Genomic DNA, 19,684 nt, shown 5'->3' with positions numbered 1-19,684 from the left:
CCTACCGGACCCGGCAAGGCGGCACGTTCCATCGCCTCCGAGAGACCGCTCCATGTCTGCGCCCGCACGCCACCCCGCCCCCACGGCCGCCCACCGCTCCCTGATCCACCACACGGGGTTCTGGTACTTCCCCGTCGCGTTCATCGCTCGTCTGCCGTTCGCGATGATGACCGTCGGGGTGCTGGCCATCGTCGTCGCCGAGCGCGGCTCGGTCGCCCTCGGCGGCCTGACCTCGGCCGCCGTCGGTCTGGGTGTGGTCGCCGCCGGCCCCGTCCTCGGTGACCTCGCCGACCGCTTCGGACAGCGGCGCGTGCTCGTGCCGGTGGGGCTGGCGAACGGCATCCTGCTCGCTCTCTTCCCCCTCGTCGTGCAGGCCGCGAGTTCCGACGCACTGCTGCTGGCGGCGGCCGCCGCGATCGGTCTCACCGGACCGCAGACGGCGGCGATGTCGCGCAGCCGCGTCATGGCCCTCATCGGCGACCGCGTGCACCCCACGCGGCGCGAGCGCACGTTCTCGCGCGCGATGGCGTACGAGTCGGCCGCGGACGAGACCGCCTTCGTCATCGGCCCGTTCGTGGTCGGCGTGCTGGCCGCGCTCATCGCGCCGTGGGCGCCGATCGCGGGCGCCGCGCTGCTGAGCTTCGTCTTCGTCACCGCCTTCGCCCTGCACCCCACCGGGCGTGCGGTCCCCGAGCGGTCGGAACGCACCGCGATGGCGCCGTTCCGCGAGCTGCTGCACCCCCGGATGCTCGTGCTGGTGGCGGCCGTGTTCGGCGTCGGGCTGTTCTTCGGATCGACCCTCACCTCGCTGACCGCGTTCATGGAGGCGCAGGGCGCTCCCGAGGCGGGCGCGCTGCTGTACGGCGTGATGGGCGTGGGCTCGGCCGTGCTGGCGCTGGCCGTCGCGGTGATCCCCGAGCGGTTCACGCTGCGCTGGCGTCTCGTGACGTTCGCCATCATCCTCACCGCCTCGGCGGGGGCGTACTCGGTCGGCGGATCGGTGCCGACGGTGACGCTGGTGCTGTGCCTGATGGGCATCGGCGTCGGCCCCTCGCTCGTGACGCTGTTCAGCCTCGCCGGGCACCGCGCCCCCCGCGGGCGCACCGCCTCGACCATGACGATCCTCGCCTCGGCCCTCACGCTCGCCCAGGCGCTGTCGTCGGCGGTCACCGGGGCGGTGGCCGAGAACGTCTCGGTCGAGACCGCCCTGCTCTTCCCTGCCGCGGCCGCGCTGCTGGTGCTGGCGATGGCGGCGGTGAACGCGTCACGGACGACGCGGTGGGACGCTCGCTCAGCGCTCACGCCGGCAGCGGATAGCGCCGTCTGAGCAGGACCCGCTGCACGAGTGTCCACACCGTGGTCACCGTCAGGTAGAGGGCGGCGGCGAGAGGAACGAAGAGGGCCACGACCGCGGTGGTGAACTGCAGTGCCCCGAACAGTCCCGTCGACCAGGCCGGCGCCGACGGGTCGACGGCCGGGCGCAACAGGCGGCGCGTCAGCTCGGCGGCGGCGACGATCACGGTCACCAGCACCGCGAACACCGCCAGGGTCCCGGCATCCGCGGTCCCGGTCGTGACGGCGGCGATGAGGCTGCGCCCGAGCGGGGCGCCGAGCAGCTCGTGCGCGAGCAGGGCGTTGGCCTGCCCGCCGACGGTGGGGTGCAGGAACACGGCGTAGAGCAGCCCCACCACGGGGGCCTGCGCGAGCAGGGGCAGACACCCCGCGACGGGCGACGCCCCCTCGTCGCGGTACAGCTGCATCGTCTCGCGTTGGAGGCGCTCGGTGTTGCCCTTCCACCGCTGCTGCAGCGTGCGCAGGCGTGGGGCGAGACGGGCACGAGTCTGCTCGGCGCGGGCCTGCGAGACCCCGACCGGGATCAGCATGAGGCGCACGAGCAGCGTCACGACGACGACGGCCACGGCGGCGGCAGAGCCCCCGGCGATGGGCTCGAGGGCGGAGGTGAGGGCGAGCAGGGCTCGGGTGGTCAGGTCGAGGAGCAGGGCGAGGGGAGGAAAGGCGAAGAGGTCCAACGGGGCGTCCAATCGGTGCGGCGATCACGGGAGGACCGGTCGTCGGCGCGAGAGCGCACGAGCGACCGGCGGTCGCGTGAGGGCACCGGATGCCGCGAGGGCGGCGGACGGCGGGCTACGCGACCGGGATCGCGAGCCCCGGGGCGCGCGGGCGCGGGTGCCCCGCGGCATCCGGATCGCTCTGCGCCACGAGCGCGGAGGGGTCGATCGGGCGCGGGGAGGGTCGAGGGGCGGATGCCACGAGCCCGGGCACGACGAGCAGCACGACGGCGACGGTGACGACGACGGCCGCGGCGAGCACGACCGCCAGCAGCGGGGCGTCGGAACCGGGGGTCAGGGCCAGCTCGGCGAACGCGAGCAGGAGGTTGATCGTCGCGATGATCGACGCGATCATGCGCTCACCTCCTGTCGTGCGGACACTTCACGGTATCAGCGCGGCCATCGGTACGCTGTCGGCATGACCACCCTCGTCCTCACCGTCGTCGGCGACGACCGCGCGGGCCTCGTGTCCGCGGTCGCCGACATCGTCGACGCCCACGGCGGCAACTGGGAGAACAGCGAGCTCGCCGAACTCGCGGGAGCCTTCGCCGGCATCGTGGAGGTCTCGGTCACGCCCGAGCGCGCCGACGACCTGCGCGTCGCCCTCGAGGGGCTCGCGGGAACCCTCGCCGTCACCGTGCACGCGGGCGCGGGGTCGGCCGAGAACCCCGGGCGCACCGTCACCTTCGACGTCGTCGGCAACGACCGCCCCGGCATCGTGCGCGAGGTGTCGGCGGCCCTGAGCGCTCATGGCGCGAGCATCGAACGCATGACGACCCAGACGACGGACGCCGCGATGGCCGGCGGGCGCCTGTTCGAGGCCTCCATCACCGCGACGGTGGCGGCCGACGTCGCCGTCGACGATCTGGTCGGCGAACTCGAGCGTCTGGCGACCGAGATCCAGGTCGACGTCACGCTCACGGACTGAGACCACGGCGCGCGCGCCGGGCGGGCGGGGAGCTCAGACCCGCCGCCGCGTCACCAGACGGGCGGCCGCGCGCCACCCCAGCAGGAACAGCGCGACGGTGATCGTCGCGACGATGACGAACGCCACCGCCACGCCCTGACCGCTGACCGCGCGCAGCACCATGCCCAGCGCGACGGTGATCGCCCACACGGGCAGACCGGTCGTGACGAGGGCGATGGGGCGCCGCCAGGCGCGCGTCACGAGCCACCCGACGAGCAGAGCCACCACGAACGGCCACGCGGTGGTGGCCAGCCCCGAGCCGAACGGGCCGAGCACATCGCCGTCGTGGGTCGCGCGCCCGATCGCGGCGAACACGACGACGAGCACGACGTCGACGATCAGGGCGGGGACGGGGGAGCGGCGCGGAGAGGACACCCGTCCATTGTCCCGCCCCCGCGGAGACATATCGTGCGCGTATCGCGAGGCCGAGACACCGGGGCAACAGCGCGGTGGCTGGGATGGAACCGTCCGATCCTGGAGGTTTTCGTGTCCGTTCATCCCGTCCTCACCCCCGCGCGCGTGCTGATCGCGGGTGCCGTGCTCGCCGCGGTCGTCGCACTCACCCTCGCCCCCCGCGCCCTCGCCTGGCCCGCCCGCACCTTCGTCCTCGACGCGCTCGACGGCCTCCCGCCGTCCTGGAGTGCCCTGCTCTTCGGTGCGGGAGCCGATGTGGCCCTGAACATCGCGTTCTTCGTACCTCTCGGGGCCGCGGTCGCTGTGCTCCTGCCGTTGCGGTGGGCACCGGCATCCCTCGTGCTCTGCGCTCTCGTGTCGTTCACGGTCGAGACGCTGCAGGCGGCGATTCCGGGTCGGGTTCCGGATGCCGAGGACGTGGTGTCGAACACGATCGGGGCCGCGATCGGCACCGTTGTCGTGATCGTGCTGCGCGTGACCGCTCGGGTCGGGCGTTCGGCGCGACGCTGAGCCCCTCAGCGGGGCAGGCGCAGCCGGGCATGCAGGCCACCGCCGTCGCGGGGCCACAACTCCAGCCGGCCGCGGTGCGCGCGGGCGACGGAGGCGACGATCGCGAGTCCGAGACCCGTGCCGTCAGCGCGCCCGCGCGTCCGGCCCGCTCCGCGCACGAAAGGCTCGGGAAGGGTCGCGACGAGCTCGCGCGAGAGCGGTTCTCCGGTGTTGACCACATCCACGATCACCTCGTCGGCTCCGCCGCTCACCGCGACGCGGACCCACCCGCCCGGGACGTTGTGCACGAGCGCGTTGCGGACGAGGTTCGTCACCGCGTGGTGAACGAGGGTCTCGTCGATCCGCGCGATCCCGCCCGAGGTGCCGACGAGGGCGAGATCGAGGTCTCCGGCACCGGGCCCGGCCTCGGCCACCACGGTCGCGACGAGGTCGTCCACCCCCGTGGGCTCGGGCGCGAGAGCGCGCTCGCGCGACGATCGGGCGAGGGCGAGCAGAGCCTCGATCAGGCGGATCGCGCGCTCGTTCGTGAGGTCGAGGCGGTGCAGCAGCCGCTCCAGGTCCACTCCGGCGGGGTCGGCCCGGGCCACTTCGAGCAGGGTGCGCATCGTCGCGTGCGGGGTCCTGAGCTCGTGGGAGGCGTTCGCGGCGAAGCGCTTCTGCTCCTCGAGGGTCTCCTCGACGCGCGCGAGCATCGCATCGAACGTGTCGGCGAGGTCGGTCAGCTCGTCGCGGCGTCCGGTCAGCTCGACGCGGTGCGCGAGGTCGCCGTCGCGCGCCGCGCGAGCGGCATCCGTGATCCGACGAAGCGGGCGCAGCATGAGGCCCGACACGATCCAGCCGCCGCCGAGGCCGAGCACGGCCAGGGCGAGCACGGCGTACCACGCGTACCGGACGAACACCTCGGTGAGATCGCCCCGGCCGGGGGTGAACAACCCGCTCTCGGAGTAGAGATTGCCTTCGGGCAGGAAGCGCAGCACGAGGAAGCCCACCACGAACACGGCGATGCCCACGATCACCACGAAGCCCGCGTAGCTCAGGGTGAGCTTGAGGCGCACCGAGAGCCCGGGGGCGCGTTCACGCATCGACGGGCCCCATGCGGTACCCGACCCCCGCGACCGTCTGGATGAGCCACGGCTCACCCAGCCGCTTGCGCAACGTCGAGATCGTGATGCGCACGGCGTTCGTGAACGGGTCGGCGTTCTCGTCCCACGCGCGCTCGAGCAGGGCTTCGGCGCTGACGACCCCGCCGTCCGCCCCCATCAGCACCTGCAGGACCGCGAACTGCTTGCGGGTGAGCGAGATATATCTCCCGTCGCGGTAGACCTCGCGGCGGAAGGGATCGAGACGGATGCCGTGCTGCTCGAGAACCGGCGGGGTCGAGGCCGCCGGTCGGCGCGCGAGGGCGCGCAGGCGCATCACGAGTTCGCGCAGTACGAACGGCTTTGTCAGGTAGTCGTCGGCGCCGCTCTCGAACCCGCTCGCCTTGTCGTCGAGGCGATCGGCGGCGGTCAGCATCAGCACGCGCGGGGCGGTGGGCTGCGCGCTGAGGTGCCGGGCGATCTCATCGCCGTTGGGCCCGGGGATGTCGCGGTCGAGCACCACGACGTCGTACGCGGTGTAGCCGAGCACCTCGAGCGCGGTGTCGCCGTCGCCCGCGATGTCGGCCGCGATCGCTTCGAGACGCAGACCGTCGCGGATCGCCTCGGCGAGGAAGGGTTCGTCCTCGACGATCAGCACGCGCATCCCGTCATCGTAGGCGGGCGGGTGTATCGCCGACGTATGCCCGGCCCGCACCCCGATCGGCGTCGGTAGCGTGGAGGCATGGCGACCCGACTGCTCCTCGTGGCCGACACGCACGTGCCCACGAGGGCGCGCGTGCTTCCCGAAGCGGTGCGGCTGGCGGCATCCGGAGTCGATCTCATCGTGCACGCGGGCGACTGGGTGAGCGCGAGCGTGCTCGACGAGCTCGAGACTCTCGGACCCGTGCTGGGCGTCTGGGGAAACAACGACGGCGACGACCTGCGCTCTCGCCTGCCGGAGGTCGCCCGCGCCGAGATCGACGGGGTGCGTGTGGCGGTCGTGCACGAGACGGGGGCATCGACCGGACGGGAGAAGAGGATGGATGCCGCCTTCCCCGACGCCGACCTGCTCGTGTTCGGGCACAGCCACATCCCGTGGGACACCGTGACCCCGAACGGTCTGCGCCTTCTCAATCCGGGCTCGCCGACCGACCGCCGGCGACAGCCGGCGTGCACGCTGATGACGGCAACGCTTGTCGACGGCGAGGTTCGCGACGTCGTGCTGCACGAGGTGTCGCGGGACTGAGCCGCGCCCCGGATGTATCGGGGCCGTATCGGGTCAGGCATACGCCCGGACAACGCGGCCCCGGTTCGACTGGGGACATGGCATCCTCGGCATCCCGCATCGAATCCCCTCCCGTCGCCGCATCGCGGTGCTCGCCGTCGCGGCGGCGTTCGCCCTCGTCCTCACCGTGGTGGCGGTGCTCCTCGCGATGAACACCGCGTCGTCCTTCTCGGCCGGGCTGAGCGCGCGCACCCCTTTCTCACCGACCGAGGCCGACGGCATGATCCCCGCGGAGTCGGCCCTCAGCGTCGACGACGACGTGCATCCGGCGATGACGGGCCTCGACGACGAGTTGCGCGAGGCGCTCCGCTCCGCGCAGGCCGCTGCTGCCGTCGACGGCATCGTGTTCGATATCACGAGCGGGTGGCGCAGCGCGGACTACCAGCGGTGGCTGCTCGGCGACGCGATCCGCACCTACGGCACCGAAGCGATCGCGCGGCAGTACGTCGCCTCACCCGAGGGGTCGAGTCACGTCACCGGCCACGCCGTCGACATCGGCTCGCTCGACGCGCAGCTGTGGATCATCGAACACGGGCGCATGTGGGGCCTGTGTCAGACCTACGCGAACGAGCGGTGGCATTTCGAGAAGGCGACGGATGCCGGGGGCGAGTGCCCCGAGCCGATGGCCGACGCGCGGGGCTGAACGACGACGGCGCCGCCCCTCCCGGGTGCGGCGCCGTCGTGGTTCAGCGGCTCACTCCACCGTGAGGTGGCGCTGCGCCGAGGTCATGGGGCACTCGAACGGGTCGCGAGCGGCGAGCCCGACCCGGTTCAGGTAGGCGATGACGATGCCGTACGACTGGAACAGCGTCGTCTCGACGTAGGGGACGTTCAGCGTCTCGCAGTGCTCGCGCACGATCACGCGGGCCTTGCTGAGGTGCGGGCGCGGCATGTTCGGGAAGAGGTGGTGCTCGACCTGGTAGTTCAGACCGCCCATGAGCCAGGTGGCCCACCAGCCGCCCGAGACGTTGCGCGAGGTGCGCACCTGCTTGCTGAAGAAGTCGAGCTTCGCGCCCGGCTCGATGATCGGCATGCCCTTGTGGTTGGGGGCGAACGACGCGCCCATGTAGATCCCGAAGACCGCGACCGAGACGCCGAAGAACGCGAACGCGAGACCGACCGGCAGGAAGATGAAGATCGGCGCGATGAAGAGGGCGTGGCGCACGGCCAGCAGACCGAGCTCCTTCCAGCGGTCCTTGATCTCGCCGCGCGAGAACAGGTGACGCAGGGCCAGGACGTAGAGGTTCAGCCCCTCGAAGGTCAGCAGCGGGAAGAAGAGGTAACCCTGGTGCTTCGTGATCCAGCGCTGGATGCCGCGGGCTTTGGCCGCGTCGACGTCGAGGAACGAGATGGTGTCGATCTCGATGTCGGGGTCTTTGCCGACGCGGTTCGGGTTGGCGTGGTGGCGGGTGTGCTTCGACGCCCACCACGACCGGCTCATGCCCACGACCCCGTTGCCGATGAGGAGACCCAGCAGGTCGTTCGCGGGACCGGAGGCGAAGATCTGGCGGTGCGCCGCCTCGTGCGCGAGGAAGGCGACCTGGGTGAACAGGATGCCGAGCACCGCCGCGATGATCAGCTGGAACCAGCTGTCACCGAGCAGGATGAACCCGGTCACGCACCCGGCGAAGCCGAGCACGATCGCGGCGCCGACGAGGGCGTAGAAGCCGGGCGTGCGCACCAGCAGACCGCTCTCGCGGACGACCTGAGACAGCTCTGTATAGGCCTTGGTGATCGGGGGGAATTCGGTGGTGCCGGAATAGGTCTGACGGATGGGGCCGAGGCGGGACTCGACGACGGGGGAAGCGATCAGCAGCTCCTCGGGTGGGGGTGGCCGGAGGCCTCGAGCCGGGGCGGCTACCCGGGCTGACGCCCACATTACGGGTCGTCGTATGGAGCGTCGGGCATACGTGCATACGCCCAGGATGCTCACGGGAACCTGTAACCGAAGGGTGCACGAACGCGCCGTGGAACAGCGAAAGCCGGGTCGTCGCGCTGGCGACGAACCCGGCTTCCGGGGTAAGCGGAGCTTAGAGGGGGCGGATGTTCGCCGCCTGCATGCCCTTGGGGCCCTGCTCAGCGTCGAATTCGACCTTCTGCGCTTCCGTGAGCTCCTTGAAGCCGTTGCCCTGGATCGCGCTGAAGTGCGCGAACAGGTCGGCGGAGCCGTCGTCGGGAGCGATGAAGCCGTAGCCCTTTTCGGAGTTGAACCATTTCACGGTGCCAGTGGCCATCGTGTTCTTCCTTTATTCATGTTGGGCCGCAGCTGCGGCCGTGGGCGCCGTTCCGACGAGTGCGGAGCGGACGGGGACGACGCGTCACCGTGGTGGTGGCGCGTACGCGGTGCCCGTCGACGGCGGCCTGCGCCGCTCCGACGGACGTGTGGACACCGAGATTCTCGCCGAGCGGACCCTGGGCTTCGTAGCCCGAGGTGGCCGCGCCGACGAAACCGGCGTAGTCGGATCCGACCGTCGCGACGTAGACGTCGAGATCGGCCTGGCGCCACGACAGTGGCGAAGGGTGAAGCAGAGACACGAGAACTTTCCGCGAGTGCAAGGCGAGGACCGAAGTCGTCGAGCGAGGCACACGATGGTGAGAGGAGGGAATGCTGTCGGAAACGGCTCGGCGCCGTGCGCCCGGCATCTCTACGATGAGGCGGGCGTCGATGAAGCAAGTCCCAGAACGAATACGGCCCACGCTAGCACGGATGTCTCTCCCGTGCCCGGGAGATTTCGCCACCGCCGTCCGACGGGTGCACTGGGGTCATGGCATCCGCGCAGGAGAGCACCGACGACGAGCGTTGGCTCGTCATCGACGGGCGGCGGTGGCGGCGGACCGATCCGGAACTTCCCGACGACCTGGCCGCACGGCTGCGTTCGCACCTGGGTCGCGCGCGCTCGGCGGTGCGGGTGGCCAAGAAGGAGGGCGACGATGCGGTGGCCGCCGCGCGTCGCCGCGTGGACCTGGCCAAGCACGGTCTCGGCGAGCGGGGGCCGCGCTGGTGGGACGACGAGGTCGAGGCGCGCATCGGCCGCGCGCGGGACGCGGTGGAAGAACTCGACCGTCTCGCGCCTCCGGCGAGAGCAGACGGGGCGACCGACGTCAACACATAGCGCGGGGCGGGTGAGCGCGGTTCGATGAGGGTTCGAACCGAAGGAGTCCCATGTCCACCACCGCGTCCGAGCTCGACACGCTCAACGATCTGCTCAAGAAGTTCCGCTTCGCCATGGTCACCACCCACGCCGAGGACGGTGCCCTGCACGCGCACCCGTTGACGGTCCAGGAGCACGAGTCCGACGGCGATCTGTGGTTCATCGTCGGGACGCACGCCTCGGCCGTCGAGCACGTGCGCCGCGACCCGAAGGTCGGCCTGTCGTTCAGCACCGACGGCACCTGGCTCTCGCTCGCCGGGGAGGCCGAGGTGGTCGATGACCTCGCCAAGCTCAAGGAACTGTGGTCCACGAGTGTGGAGGCCTGGTTCCCGGACGGTCCTGAAGCACCCGGGGTGACGCTGCTGAAGGTCTCGGCCCTGACCGGTGAGTACTGGGGAAGTGCCGGTGGGCGTCTCGCGACGGCGATCGCCCTGGTGACCTCGAAGGTGACGGGGGACCGCCCCAAGGGCGGCGAGAACGAGAAGTTCGACCTCACCGACTGACATACGTGGAAGAGCCCCGCACCGTGCCGGTGCGGGGCTCTTCGTCGTTCATCCGCCCGAGGGGTTGTCGACCGGGGCGTCGCCCTCGTCGGTCGTGTCGGGGATCGTGGGGGCGTCGGCGGTCTCGAGCTCGTCGGGCTCGTCGGCGGTGTCGTTCGTGCGGTTCGGTGTGCTGTCCATCGCGCCAGACGACCACGGCGGCCCCGCCCGCCGCGCGGGCCTTGCGCGAACCGGGTCGGCGTGCCAGCGCAAGCCCCCGGATGCCGGATGTGCGCTGCGCGACGATGACGACATGTCACGACCCGAGGTGCGCTCCAAGCCCTGCGCCTACTGCGGGCGCCCGTTCACCGATCGCAAACGGTGGAGCGGGCGAGACCAGTGGGACCAGGTGCTGTACTGCTCGCGCGGATGTCGCGCGAACGCCGCGAAGCAGAGGCGCCGCGCGTGAGGGCCGCGCTGATCCTCGCAACGCAGCAATTCGCGGAGCACCCCGCGTACGCCGACGATGGGATCGAGGAGTTCTTCTTCATCGAGTCGGCGCCGCGGTTCGCGAAGCTGCCGTACCACCGGCACAAGATCGTCCTCCTCGTCTCGGCGATGCGGCACACGGCGGCTCGCCTCGAGACCGAGGGCAAGACCGTACGTCGCATCACCCTCGACGACGACCTCACGTTCAAAGCGGGGCTCGAGCGCCTGCTGAAGAAGCACCGGGTCACCGAACTGACGTGGATGAGCGACCCGAACCGCCCCGTCGATGAGCGCATCGCCCGCATCTGTCGGGCGCACGACGTCGACACCGACGTACTCTCGGACGGGCTGTTCCTCACCCCCGAAGACGACGTCGACGCCTGGTTCGCCGAGCACCCGACGCCCCTCATGGAGGACTTCTACCACTGGCAGCGCCGGCGCACCGGCATCCTGATGGACGGCGGGAAGCCGGCGGGGCGCCGCTGGAACTTCGACGCCGACAACCGCAAGGCGCTGCCGAAGAAAGGCGTCGACATCCCCGCCCTGCCGCAGCTCGCGCACGACGAGATCACCCGCGCGGTGATCGCCGAGGTCGACGAGCGTTACCCCGAGCACCCCGGGAGCGCGGCCGACTTCTGGCTCCCCGTCACGCCGGAGGAGTCGCGCGACTGGCTCGACGTCTTCGTCGCCGAGCGCCTGCACGACTTCGGCCGGTACGAAGACGCCATGAAGGCCGACGAGCCGTTCCTCTTCCACGCGATCATCTCGCCGATGCTCAACATCGGCCTGCTCACCGTCGAAGAAGTGGTCGCCGCAGCGACGCGGACCGAAGCCCCCCTGGCATCCGTCGAGGGGTTCATCCGCCAGGTGATCGGATGGCGCGAGTACATGCGGGGCATGTACCGCGCGCACCCGAAGCTCGAGCACGTCAACGCGCTGCACCTCGAGAAGAGGGTCCAGAAGTACTGGTATTCGGGAGAGCGGATGCCGAGTGACCTGCCGATCCCCGTGCGCACGGTGCTCGAGCGCGTGCACCGTCGGGGCTACGCGCACCACATCGAGCGGCTCATGGTGCTGGGCAACTGGTTCCTCCTGCAGGGCTATGCACCCCGGCAGGTCAACGCGTGGTTCCTCGCGCTGTTCGTGGACGCGTACGACTGGGTCATGGTGCCCAACGTCATGGGCATGAGTCAGTTCGCCGACGGCGGGTTCGTCGCGACCAAGCCGTACGTCTCGGGCGGGGCCTACCTGCAGAAGATGGGGTCGTGGTGGCCCTCGGCACAGGATGCCAAGGACTCGGTCTTCACCGACGCGTACTGGGAGTTCCTCGAGCGGCACGAAGACGTTCTGGCCGGCAACCACCGGCTGGGCCTCGCGCTGGCGCAGATGCGCAAGCGGCGCGACGCGAAGGGGTAGGTCGGGCGTTCGCTGTGCCGGGCTCCGGACGATCGGTGTGCGCGGCCGGTCAGGGCGACGCGGGCGGACGCGAGTCCGCGGAATCTCCGGAGCCCGGCACGGCCGAGCACGCGCTCAGCTCTTGAGCTTGTTCAGCGACGAGCCCTTGTGGGCCGCGGTCGAGCCCGACTTCTCGGACTTCACGATGTAGGCCGGGTCGTCATCGGATGCCGTGAACTTCTGGCCGTCGTGCTGGAAGTCCTTCGTCTTCTTCTCCACGACCTCGCCCTGCGTCTTGCCCTGCGGGGTGTCCCAGCTGACGCGGTCGCCCTTCGACAGATCCTTCGACATGCTCTCGTTCCTCTCGTTCGGTTCCGCCATGGTGTCGAGGCGGCGCGGGGGGACTCGGGGGATTGACACGGACGCGCGCTGCACGGTGGGGCCTAGATGCTCGACGGGCGAAGCGCAATGCCTCGTCGATGTCGGACCCCCTGCGTAGCGTCGGGGGTGGGCCTTTCGTTTCGCGGCCCACGATGTGAGGAGAGCCATGACCGAGCCGACCACCACGAACGGCGGAGCGCCCGTCGCGAGCGACGAACATTCCCAGAGCGTCGGAGCCGACGGTTCCATCGCCCTCACCGACCACTACCTGATCGAGAAGCTCGCTCAGTTCAATCGCGAACGGGTGCCCGAGCGCGTCGTGCACGCCAAGGGCGGTGGCGCGTTCGGCACCTTCCGCACCACGGGCGATGTGTCGGCGTACACCCGCGCGGCGCTGTTCCAGCCGGGAGTCGAGACCGAGATGCTCGCGCGCTTCTCGTCGGTCGCCGGCGAGCAGGGCAGCCCCGACACCTGGCGCGACCCGCGCGGGTTCTCGCTCAAGTTCTACACGACCGAGGGCAATTACGACCTCGTCGGCAACAACACCCCCGTCTTCTTCGTGAAGGACGGCATCAAGTTCCCCGACTTCATCCGCTCGCAGAAGCGTCTGCCGGGCAGTCACCTGCGCGACAACACGATGCAGTGGGACTTCTGGACGCTGTCGCCCGAGAGCGCGCACCAGGTCACCTGGCTCATGGGCGACCGCGGCATCCCGGCATCCTGGCGTCACATGAACGGGTACGGCTCGCACACCTACCAGTGGATCAACGCCGAGGGCGAGCGGTTCTGGGTGAAGTACCACTTCCACACCGACCTCGGTCACAAGACGCTCACGCAGGACGAGGCCGACCAGATCGCCGGTCAGGACGCCGACTTCCACATCCGCGACCTGTACGCCGCGATCGAGCGGGGCGAGTTCCCCACCTGGACGCTCAAGGTGCAGATCATGCCCTACGAGGACGCGAAGACGTACCGCTTCAACCCGTTCGACCTGACGAAGGTGTGGCCGCACAGCGACTACCCCGAGATCGAGGTCGGCACGATGGAGCTCAACCGCAACCCGGGCAACTACTTCGCCGAGATCGAGCAGGCGGCGTTCGAGCCGTCGAATTTCGTCCCCGGCATCGACGGCAGCCCCGACAAGATGCTGCAGGCGCGCATCTTCAGCTACGCCGACGCGCACCGCTACCGCGTGGGCACGAATTACCAGCAGTTGCCGGTCAACCGCCCGCACACCGAGGTGCACTCGTACTCGAAAGAGGGCGCGATGCGCTACGAGTACAACCCGCCCGAGGTCCCGGTCTACGCGCCGAACTCGGTTGGCGGCCCCGCGGCCGATCCGCACCGCGCGGGCGACGGCGGCTGGCACAGCGACGGGGAGCTCGTGCGTTCCGCCGCGACCCTGCACCCCGAAGACGACGACTGGGGCCAGGCCGGGACCCTCGTGCGCGAGGTCATGTCGGCCGAGGAGCGCGACCGTCTCGTCGAGACGATCACCGGGCACGTCGGGGGAGTGACCCGCGCCGACGTGCGCGAGCGCGCCGTGCAGTACTGGAAGAACGTGGATGCCGAGATCGGCTCCCGCGTCGAGGCGGGGCTCCCACCGCTCGAGGGGTCGACCGCTTCCGACGAGCAGCTCAGCGAGCCGAACCCCGATGGTGACCTCGTCGGGCGCGACGTGGCGGGCCGCGTCTGAAACCGGAGTGACGGGGCCGGCGGCATCCGCGCAAGTGGGTGCCGCCGGTCTGATCGGCGCGGAGGCCCGGCTCGTCAGGCGAGCGCGTCGAGCAGGCGCTTCTCGACCCGGGCGACGATGTCGAGGAGAGTCTGGTCGTCGTCGTAAGCGCGGGCGAGGATCAGCCCGCCCTGGATGGTCGCAACCGCATCGAGCGCCGCCGCGTCAGCCGCGTCGTCGGAGAGGCCTCCGTGCTGAAGAGCTGTCGACAAGGCCTCGACCCAGTCGGTGAAATAGGCACGGACCGACTCGGCGAAGGTTGCCCGTTCTTCGCCGAGGGTCATGGCCGCGTACAGACACACGCGCTCGCGTGAGACGAAGTATGCGCCCACCTCGCGGCACATCGCGCGGACGGCATCAGCCCCTTTCTCAGTCGCACGCAGAGGCTCGAACACGTGCTCGTCGAACCAGACGCTCACCTGGTCGAGCACGGCGCGGGCCATGTCGCTCTTGCCGTCGGGGAAGAAGTGGTACAAGCTCCCGCGGCCGATTCCGGTCTCGTGCTGGATGACCGACAGTGAACCGCTCTCGAACCCTCGCCGACGGAAGACGCCGGCGAGGGCCCGCACCGCGTCGGACCGATCGAGGAGGGTCTTGGCCATCAGAGGCCGAGGTCGCTGAGGCTCGGGTGGTCCGCCGGGCGCGGGCCTGAGGCGTCCCAGAAGAAGAGGCGCTCCGAGGCGTCGATGGCGACGTCGTTGATGCTCGCGTGACGGTGGGTCATGAGGCCATCTTCGTCGAAGCGCCAATTCTCGTTGCCGTACGCGCGGAACCACTGCCCCTCGGCGGTGCGGTACTCGTAGGCGAAGCGCACGGCGATGACGTCGCCGGTGAAGGCCCATAGCTCCTTGATGAGGCGGTAGTCGAGCTCGCGCTGCCACTTGTCGGCGAGGAAATCGACGATCGCGGCGCGGCCCTGCACGAAGGTGGATCGATTGCGCCACCAGCTGTCGACGCTGTAGGCGAGCGAGATGCGCTCGGGGTCGCGGGTGTTCCACGCGTCCTCAGCGGCGCGCACCTTCTGCGCAGCCGTGACGGCGGTGAACGGGGGGAGGGGTGGCCGGGTCATGGCGGGCTCCGATCTGATTAGCTGTACTGAAAGGTACAGGCTGTACTGAAAGGTACACAACCACCTCTGGCTCGTCAAGAGAAGCGGCTCGCGCCGCGCGCGGGGCGTTGGGTCGGTGTGGGTGTTCGCCGAAACGGTCGCGGTGACGACGGGGCCGGAGCGCGAGTCCCGCGGCCGGTGACGCCCGCCGTCTACAGTGCGGCGCGATCCGCCCGCGTCAAGCGGAAGCGGGATGCCACGATGCCCAGCAACAGCGCTCCCGCGCCGCCGGCCATCATGTCGCCGATCGTGTCGTCGTAGGTGACGAAGATCGCGTCGGTGATGAAGCGGTAGCCGAACCACTCGACCATCTCCCACATGGCGCTGAGCGCGAGACCGGCCACCGTGGCGACCACGATCGGCGTCCGGCGGCGTCCGGTCGGCTCGATCACGCGTGCATCGTCGAGAAGCACGAGCGCGACGGCGGCGAGTACGCCCGTGCAGACGGCGTGGACGACGAGATCCCACCCGGTCCACGCGCGGTACAGGTCGATGACGTTGCTGCCGGCCGCCACGAACACGGTGACGCACGTGACCAGGTCGAGTCCCGAGCGCAGGCCGATCATGCGCGAGAGCATCACCGCCGGCAGCGACATCGACAGCACCGCGAAGTCCGTGAACGGCAGCGTGAACAGCGAGACGATGACGATCACGATCGCGACGGCTCGCACCGCATCGGCCAGCCACTCGACGATCGTGCGAGGCGGCCGCTTCAGGTTCGCGTACATCGCCGGGATCACGACGGCCCCCCGGGATGGATGCGCACCACCGCCTGAACCGGGAGATGGTCGCTCGGCCACTGGGTGCCCGTGGGTCGGGGATCGATGCCCACGGCCCGCACCCCGACGTCGGGGGTCGCGAGCAGGGCGTCGATGCGTCGAGCGCCGACCTTGGGGGCGGCATAGTTGTTGAAGGTGCCCCATTCGGCGGTGCGGCGGGCCGGGGCGTACGACCAGGTGTCGACGAGCAGGCCGTCGGCGAACATCTGCGCCAGCTCGCCCGAGCGCACGTGGGCGTTCACATCGGCGGTGAACAGCAGGGGGCGCTCGCGCTGCGCGACGAGGTCGTGCAGCCAGACGGCCGAGCGGCGGCGAGCCCGGCGCGAGAACGCGTCGAAGTGCGTGTTGACGAAGGTGAAGCGCGCGTCGGTGGCGCGATCGCGCACCTGCGCGATCACCGCGATGCGCGGGATGGTGTTGCCCCACCCCGTCGAGCCGGGCACGTTCGGGGTGTCCGACAGGGCGACCTGCTCCCACTCCTCGACCTCGATGCGCTCGCGGTCGTAGAAGAGGGGAGTGCCCTCGCCGTCGCGCCGGGGTCCGCGGCCCAGGCCGATGCGACCGTAATCCGTGCCGAGCGAGGACTGCACCCACTGCGCCTGGTCTGGCATCGCCTCCTGCGTGCCGAGGAGGTGCGGGCGATTGGCGCCGAGGAAGGTGCGCAGGCGCTCCTTGCGCATCGGCCACCGGTCGGCGGGCGGCCAGGTGATCCGGTCGAAGCGTCGGCGGATGTTGAAACTCATCACGTGGAGGTCGGGCGCCTCGACGTTCGGGAACAGGATGCCGGTCACGAGCGCCCCCTCAGTCCTCGGCGCACCCACCGCGCCGGGGGAAAGTCCGCGGGCCAGTGCGCGAACACCGTGCCCGCGCCGCGTCGGAAGCATCGCGCGAAGCGGCGGGGCTCGACCGTGCGCGACGAGACGCGCATGTGCTCGCCCGACACCCGGGCGATCCGGTGCCTCCGGCCGAGGTGGTAGGCCAGGTCGAGGTCGTCGTGCAGCTCGGGGTCGAGGTGCACCTCGTCGCGCACGTCCTCCCACGCCCGGCGACGGAACGCCATATTCGACCCCCACAGCGGCGTGTGTCCGAGCGCCGGGGTCGCGAACGTGGCGTAGGTGCCGAGGAACAGCCGCGCCATCGCCACACGCCCCCGCACGGGACCGTCATGGAAGACGGCGCCGCCGGTCACGGCATCTCGAGTCGGATCCTCCAGCGCCTCGACCATGCTCTCTACCCACGTCGCGGAGGGGAGGCTGTCGGCGTCGAGACGGAGGATGAGGTCGCCGCGTGCGGCGTCGTATCCGGCCGCCGCGGCCGCGGGAATGCCGCGCTCCGCGCAGAACACCACGCGCGCTCCCGCGGCTCGGGCGATGTCGGCGCTGTCGTCGGTCGAGGCGTTGTCGACGACGATGATCTCGGTCGGCGCGACCGTCTGCGCGGCGAGCGCGCGCAGGCAGCGCCAGAGGTGCGGGCCGTCGTCGCGGCAGGGGATGACGACGGAGACGGTGACGGCCGACGCAGCGGGGCCTTGGGGCACACTTCCTCCCGGGGACGAGTCCTCCCACGCTACGCGGTGAGCGACGGGCGTTTCCCGGCTTGACGCCTGCGTCGTCAGCTGACACCCCGCACCTTTCGTATCGTGGATGCCATGGCATCCGTCCTCAACGTCTCGGCGTACCTGTTCACGCGCATCGACGACCCGGCCGCCCTGCGGGTCGCGCTGCGCGAGCGGGCCACCGCGGCGGGGCTGCGCGGAACGATCCTGCTGGCAGAAGAGGGCATCAACCTCTTCCTCGCGGGCAACGCCCCCGCCGTGCGCGGCTTCATCGACGAGCTGCGCGCCGACCGGCGCTTCACGGCCCTGCAGACGAAGGAGAGCTGGTCGGATGCCGTGCCCTTCGGCAAGCTGCTCGTGAAGGTCAAGCGCGAGATCATCCGCATGGACCGCCCCGAGGTGCGCCCGCAGGACGGCCGCGCTCCGGCCGTCACGCCCGAGACCCTCCGCCGCTGGCTCGACCGCGGAGCCGACGACGAGGGCCGCGAGGTCGTGCTCGTCGACACGCGCAACGCGTTCGAGGTCGATTACGGCACCTTCGCCGGCGCGAAGGACTGGCGCATCGAGCGGTTCACCCAGTTCCCGGATGCCGCGGACTCCCACCGCGACGAGCTCGACGGCAAGACCGTGGTGAGCTTCTGCACCGGCGGCATCCGCTGCGAGAAGGCCGCGCTGCACTTGCGCGCCGAGGGTGTGGACGCGTACCAGCTCGAGGGCGGAATCCTCGGGTGGTTCGAGGCCCAGGGCGCCGCCCACTGGGACGGCGACCTGTTCGTGTTCGACGAGCGCGAGGCGCTCGACCCCGCGCTCGCCGCGCGAAGCGGAGCTTGACGTGCTCTGGGACCAGCACGCGTGCGTCGAGCTCGTCGAGACCGCCGACCTCGGCGACCTGCGGCGCTACCGCGGAGCCGGCGGCGGGTACGTTTCGGTCAACGTCGGCTTCGCCCCGCACGCGCCCGAGCTCACGGCATCCCTCCTCCGCTCCTTCCGTGCCCAGGTCGACGCCATCGACGGGCTGGAGTTGTCCGCGACCGTCGCCGACATCGACCGCATCGCCGCGCGGGGCGACACCGCGGTCGCCTTCGACCTCGAAGACAGCGGCCCCCTCGGCGGAGACCTGGATGCCGTGGCCCCCCTCGTCGCGCAGGGCGTACGCACCCTCGGCCCGACGTACAACCACGCCAACCGTGCCGGCGGCGGGTGCCTCGACGCGGTCGACGACGGCCTCACCGCGTGGGGCCGCGACCTGGTCACCGAGATGAACGCCCACGGGATGGTGCCCGACGGCTCGCACGTGGGCGCCCGCACCACCTTCGACATGTGCGCCGTCTCGACGCGGCCCGTGGTCTTCAGCCACTCGAACATGCGCGCCGTGTGGGAGCACCCCCGCAACATCACCGACGACCAGGCGCGCGCGGCGGCCGAGACCGGGGGAGTCGTCGGCATCACCGGCGTGGGCATCTTCCTCGGGCCGAACACCCCCACGCTCGAGGCGATGGTGCGCCACATCGAGCACGCCGTCGAGGTCGTCGGCATCCGTCACGTCGGGGTCAGCACCGACTTCTCGTTCGATTGGCAGACCTTCCGCGACGAGATCGTGCGGATGCCGGAGCTGTACGACGCGAGCTACACCCGGTGGGGACCGATGGAGTGGATGCCGCCCGAGACCTTCGTCCTCGTCGGCTCGGCGCTGACCGCGCGAGGATGGAACGACACCGACGTCGCCGCCGTGCTCGGCGGGAACTTCCGCCGCGTCGCGGCCGAGAGCTGGGAGCCCCTGTCATGACCGACCTGAGAGACGGCGCCGTCCTGCGCCCCGCCCGCCCCGGCGACGAAGAGGGGATCCTCGCGTGCATCCAGGCGCTCGCCGACTACGAGCGCGAACCGGATGCCGTGGACAACACCACCGCGATGCTCACCGAGACGCTGTTCGGCGACGACCCCCGCGCCTTCGCCTTCGTCGTGGCGGGGCCCGACGGGGAAATCCGCGCGATCGCGATCTGGTTCCTCACCTACTCGACGTGGACCGGGCGTCACGGCATCTGGCTCGAGGACCTGTACGTGCACGAGCAATACCGCGCGAACGGCTACGGCGTGGCCCTGCTGTCCGCGCTCGCCGCGGAATGCCTCGAGCGCGGCTACTCGCGCCTGGAGTGGACGGTGCTCGACTGGAACGAGCCCGCGATCGGCTTCTACCGCGCGCTCGGCGCCGAGGCCATGGACGAGTGGACGACCCGCCGGGTCACGGGCGACGCGCTCGAGGCGCTCGCCGCGCGGGGGTAGC

General features: G+C 70.6%; 28 protein-coding genes. 13 read left to right on the top strand and 15 right to left on the bottom strand.

All coding sequences use genetic code 11. The features are described 5' to 3' along the window. Positions 1 to 52: 52 nt before the first annotated feature. On the top strand, positions 53 to 1,327 hold the full coding sequence (locus F9B98_RS00250) for an MFS transporter (protein ID WP_150951399.1): 1,275 nt from the start codon (positions 53 to 55) through the stop codon (positions 1,325 to 1,327). Here F9B98_RS00250 and F9B98_RS00245 read toward each other — a convergent pair. Both F9B98_RS00245 and F9B98_RS00240 read right to left on the bottom strand, forming a co-directional pair. Beyond that, positions 1,299 to 2,030 carry a YidC/Oxa1 family membrane protein insertase gene (locus tag F9B98_RS00245; protein WP_150951397.1) on the bottom strand — a complete coding sequence of 244 codons (732 nt, stop codon included), beginning with the start codon at positions 2,028 to 2,030 and terminating at the stop codon, positions 1,299 to 1,301. The two genes, F9B98_RS00250 and F9B98_RS00245, sit on opposite strands and share 29 nt — an antisense overlap. Before the next feature lie 115 nt (positions 2,031 to 2,145). Then, positions 2,146 to 2,424: a DUF6412 domain-containing protein gene (locus F9B98_RS00240; RefSeq protein ID WP_150951395.1), complete on the bottom strand. Its 279-nt coding sequence runs from the start codon at positions 2,422 to 2,424 to the stop codon at positions 2,146 to 2,148. A 63-nt stretch (positions 2,425 to 2,487) separates the two neighbouring features. Here F9B98_RS00240 and F9B98_RS00235 point away from each other — a divergent pair, with 63 nt between their 5' ends. Beyond that, positions 2,488 to 2,997 carry a glycine cleavage system protein R gene (locus F9B98_RS00235; protein ID WP_150951393.1) on the top strand — a complete coding sequence of 170 codons (510 nt, stop codon included), beginning with the start codon at positions 2,488 to 2,490 and terminating at the stop codon, positions 2,995 to 2,997. Positions 2,998 to 3,030: 33 nt separating this feature from the next. On the opposite strand, the gene F9B98_RS00230 is transcribed toward F9B98_RS00235, so the two are convergent. Next, the gene (locus tag F9B98_RS00230; protein WP_225310164.1) at positions 3,031 to 3,411 is read right to left on the bottom strand and encodes a DUF3054 domain-containing protein; all 381 of its coding nucleotides are present in this window, start codon (positions 3,409 to 3,411) and stop codon (positions 3,031 to 3,033) included. 111 nt (positions 3,412 to 3,522) lie between these two features. On the opposite strand from F9B98_RS00230, the gene F9B98_RS00225 reads away from it, so the two are divergent. Beyond that, positions 3,523 to 3,960: a VanZ family protein gene (locus F9B98_RS00225; RefSeq protein ID WP_225310163.1), complete on the top strand. Its 438-nt coding sequence runs from the start codon at positions 3,523 to 3,525 to the stop codon at positions 3,958 to 3,960. Between the two features lie 5 nt (positions 3,961 to 3,965). Here the strand turns inward: F9B98_RS00225 and F9B98_RS00220 are convergent, their stop codons facing one another. After that, positions 3,966 to 5,042, bottom strand: a complete 1,077-nt coding sequence (locus tag F9B98_RS00220; protein ID WP_150951388.1) for a sensor histidine kinase — start codon at positions 5,040 to 5,042, stop codon at positions 3,966 to 3,968. Then, entirely contained in the window at positions 5,035 to 5,703 is a 669-nt protein-coding gene (locus F9B98_RS00215) for a response regulator transcription factor (RefSeq protein WP_150951386.1), read from the bottom strand. The genes F9B98_RS00220 and F9B98_RS00215 overlap by 8 nt, the downstream gene beginning before the upstream one ends. 78 nt (positions 5,704 to 5,781) lie before the next feature. On the opposite strand from F9B98_RS00215, the gene F9B98_RS00210 reads away from it, so the two are divergent. Next, positions 5,782 to 6,285 (top strand): metallophosphoesterase family protein, encoded by a 504-nt coding sequence (locus F9B98_RS00210; RefSeq protein WP_150951384.1) that lies wholly within the window; start codon positions 5,782 to 5,784, stop codon positions 6,283 to 6,285. 127 nt (positions 6,286 to 6,412) lie between these two features. Continuing rightward, positions 6,413 to 6,967, top strand: coding sequence for a M15 family metallopeptidase (locus tag F9B98_RS00205; RefSeq protein ID WP_225310162.1), 555 nt, complete (start codon positions 6,413 to 6,415; stop codon positions 6,965 to 6,967). Between the two features lie 51 nt (positions 6,968 to 7,018). Here the strand turns inward: F9B98_RS00205 and F9B98_RS00200 are convergent, their stop codons facing one another. The 3 genes from F9B98_RS00200 to F9B98_RS00190 all read right to left on the bottom strand — a co-directional run bounded on the left by F9B98_RS00200 (position 7,019) and on the right by F9B98_RS00190 (position 8,859). Continuing rightward, on the bottom strand, positions 7,019 to 8,203 hold the full coding sequence (locus tag F9B98_RS00200) for a fatty acid desaturase family protein (RefSeq protein WP_150951382.1): 1,185 nt from the start codon (positions 8,201 to 8,203) through the stop codon (positions 7,019 to 7,021). A gap of 151 nt (positions 8,204 to 8,354) precedes the next feature. Beyond that, complete coding sequence (locus F9B98_RS00195) at positions 8,355 to 8,558, bottom strand: cold-shock protein (protein WP_013583139.1); 204 nt, start codon at positions 8,556 to 8,558, stop codon at positions 8,355 to 8,357. Positions 8,559 to 8,574: 16 nt separating this feature from the next. After that, positions 8,575 to 8,859 (bottom strand): hypothetical protein, encoded by a 285-nt coding sequence (locus tag F9B98_RS00190; RefSeq protein WP_150951380.1) that lies wholly within the window; start codon positions 8,857 to 8,859, stop codon positions 8,575 to 8,577. A gap of 230 nt (positions 8,860 to 9,089) precedes the next feature. Here F9B98_RS00190 and F9B98_RS00185 point away from each other — a divergent pair, with 230 nt between their 5' ends. Together F9B98_RS00185 and F9B98_RS00180 are read left to right on the top strand one after the other, a co-directional pair. Further along, on the top strand, positions 9,090 to 9,437 hold the full coding sequence (locus tag F9B98_RS00185; protein WP_150951378.1) for a biopolymer transporter Tol: 348 nt from the start codon (positions 9,090 to 9,092) through the stop codon (positions 9,435 to 9,437). 50 nt (positions 9,438 to 9,487) lie between these two features. Then, the gene (locus F9B98_RS00180) at positions 9,488 to 9,979 is read left to right on the top strand and encodes a pyridoxamine 5'-phosphate oxidase family protein (RefSeq protein ID WP_150951375.1); all 492 of its coding nucleotides are present in this window, start codon (positions 9,488 to 9,490) and stop codon (positions 9,977 to 9,979) included. Between the two features lie 48 nt (positions 9,980 to 10,027). Here the strand turns inward: F9B98_RS00180 and F9B98_RS16215 are convergent, their stop codons facing one another. After that, positions 10,028 to 10,159, bottom strand: coding sequence for a hypothetical protein (locus F9B98_RS16215; protein ID WP_263641774.1), 132 nt, complete (start codon positions 10,157 to 10,159; stop codon positions 10,028 to 10,030). A gap of 112 nt (positions 10,160 to 10,271) precedes the next feature. Here F9B98_RS16215 and F9B98_RS00175 point away from each other — a divergent pair, with 112 nt between their 5' ends. Together F9B98_RS00175 and F9B98_RS00170 are read left to right on the top strand one after the other, a co-directional pair. Then, entirely contained in the window at positions 10,272 to 10,427 is a 156-nt protein-coding gene (locus tag F9B98_RS00175; RefSeq protein WP_150951372.1) for a DUF2256 domain-containing protein, read from the top strand. After that, positions 10,424 to 11,863 carry a cryptochrome/photolyase family protein gene (locus tag F9B98_RS00170; protein WP_191966596.1) on the top strand — a complete coding sequence of 480 codons (1,440 nt, stop codon included), beginning with the start codon at positions 10,424 to 10,426 and terminating at the stop codon, positions 11,861 to 11,863. Before F9B98_RS00175 ends, F9B98_RS00170 begins: the two co-directional genes overlap by 4 nt. Positions 11,864 to 11,977: 114 nt before the next feature. On the opposite strand, the gene F9B98_RS00165 is transcribed toward F9B98_RS00170, so the two are convergent. Continuing rightward, positions 11,978 to 12,193, bottom strand: coding sequence for a DUF2945 domain-containing protein (locus F9B98_RS00165; RefSeq protein WP_136587688.1), 216 nt, complete (start codon positions 12,191 to 12,193; stop codon positions 11,978 to 11,980). A 196-nt stretch (positions 12,194 to 12,389) separates the two neighbouring features. On the opposite strand from F9B98_RS00165, the gene F9B98_RS00160 reads away from it, so the two are divergent. Further along, entirely contained in the window at positions 12,390 to 13,919 is a 1,530-nt protein-coding gene (locus F9B98_RS00160) for a catalase (protein WP_150951367.1), read from the top strand. A 74-nt stretch (positions 13,920 to 13,993) separates the two neighbouring features. Here the strand turns inward: F9B98_RS00160 and F9B98_RS00155 are convergent, their stop codons facing one another. The 5 genes from F9B98_RS00155 to F9B98_RS00135 all read right to left on the bottom strand — a co-directional run bounded on the left by F9B98_RS00155 (position 13,994) and on the right by F9B98_RS00135 (position 17,382). Next, positions 13,994 to 14,560, bottom strand: coding sequence for a TetR/AcrR family transcriptional regulator (locus tag F9B98_RS00155; RefSeq protein WP_150951365.1), 567 nt, complete (start codon positions 14,558 to 14,560; stop codon positions 13,994 to 13,996). After that, positions 14,560 to 15,027 carry a DUF1348 family protein gene (locus F9B98_RS00150; protein WP_150951363.1) on the bottom strand — a complete coding sequence of 156 codons (468 nt, stop codon included), beginning with the start codon at positions 15,025 to 15,027 and terminating at the stop codon, positions 14,560 to 14,562. Before F9B98_RS00150 ends, F9B98_RS00155 begins: the two co-directional genes overlap by 1 nt. A 191-nt stretch (positions 15,028 to 15,218) precedes the next feature. Next, positions 15,219 to 15,794 carry a hypothetical protein gene (locus F9B98_RS00145; protein ID WP_225310161.1) on the bottom strand — a complete coding sequence of 192 codons (576 nt, stop codon included), beginning with the start codon at positions 15,792 to 15,794 and terminating at the stop codon, positions 15,219 to 15,221. 8 nt (positions 15,795 to 15,802) lie between these two features. After that, positions 15,803 to 16,636, bottom strand: a complete 834-nt coding sequence (locus F9B98_RS00140; protein ID WP_191966595.1) for an endonuclease/exonuclease/phosphatase family protein — start codon at positions 16,634 to 16,636, stop codon at positions 15,803 to 15,805. After that, positions 16,633 to 17,382: a glycosyltransferase family 2 protein gene (locus tag F9B98_RS00135; protein ID WP_150951357.1), complete on the bottom strand. Its 750-nt coding sequence runs from the start codon at positions 17,380 to 17,382 to the stop codon at positions 16,633 to 16,635. The genes F9B98_RS00140 and F9B98_RS00135 overlap by 4 nt, the downstream gene beginning before the upstream one ends. A gap of 111 nt (positions 17,383 to 17,493) precedes the next feature. On the opposite strand from F9B98_RS00135, the gene F9B98_RS00130 reads away from it, so the two are divergent. From F9B98_RS00130 to F9B98_RS00120, 3 genes are read left to right on the top strand one after another with little or no spacing between them, the layout of a single operon-like run. Further along, on the top strand, positions 17,494 to 18,231 hold the full coding sequence (locus F9B98_RS00130) for a sulfurtransferase (RefSeq protein WP_150951355.1): 738 nt from the start codon (positions 17,494 to 17,496) through the stop codon (positions 18,229 to 18,231). Between the two features lies 1 nt (position 18,232). Beyond that, positions 18,233 to 19,186 (top strand): dipeptidase, encoded by a 954-nt coding sequence (locus F9B98_RS00125; protein ID WP_150951353.1) that lies wholly within the window; start codon positions 18,233 to 18,235, stop codon positions 19,184 to 19,186. Continuing rightward, the gene (locus F9B98_RS00120) at positions 19,183 to 19,683 is read left to right on the top strand and encodes a GNAT family N-acetyltransferase (protein WP_150951351.1); all 501 of its coding nucleotides are present in this window, start codon (positions 19,183 to 19,185) and stop codon (positions 19,681 to 19,683) included. Before F9B98_RS00125 ends, F9B98_RS00120 begins: the two co-directional genes overlap by 4 nt. Position 19,684 lies beyond the last annotated feature (1 nt).

This window comes from Microbacterium testaceum StLB037 (genome assembly GCF_008763945.1).
Taxonomy (GTDB): Bacteria; Actinomycetota; Actinomycetes; order Actinomycetales; family Microbacteriaceae; genus Microbacterium; species Microbacterium testaceum_G.
Note: the sequence above shows the minus strand (reverse complement) of the source record. Positions and strands in the feature narration are given on the sequence as shown.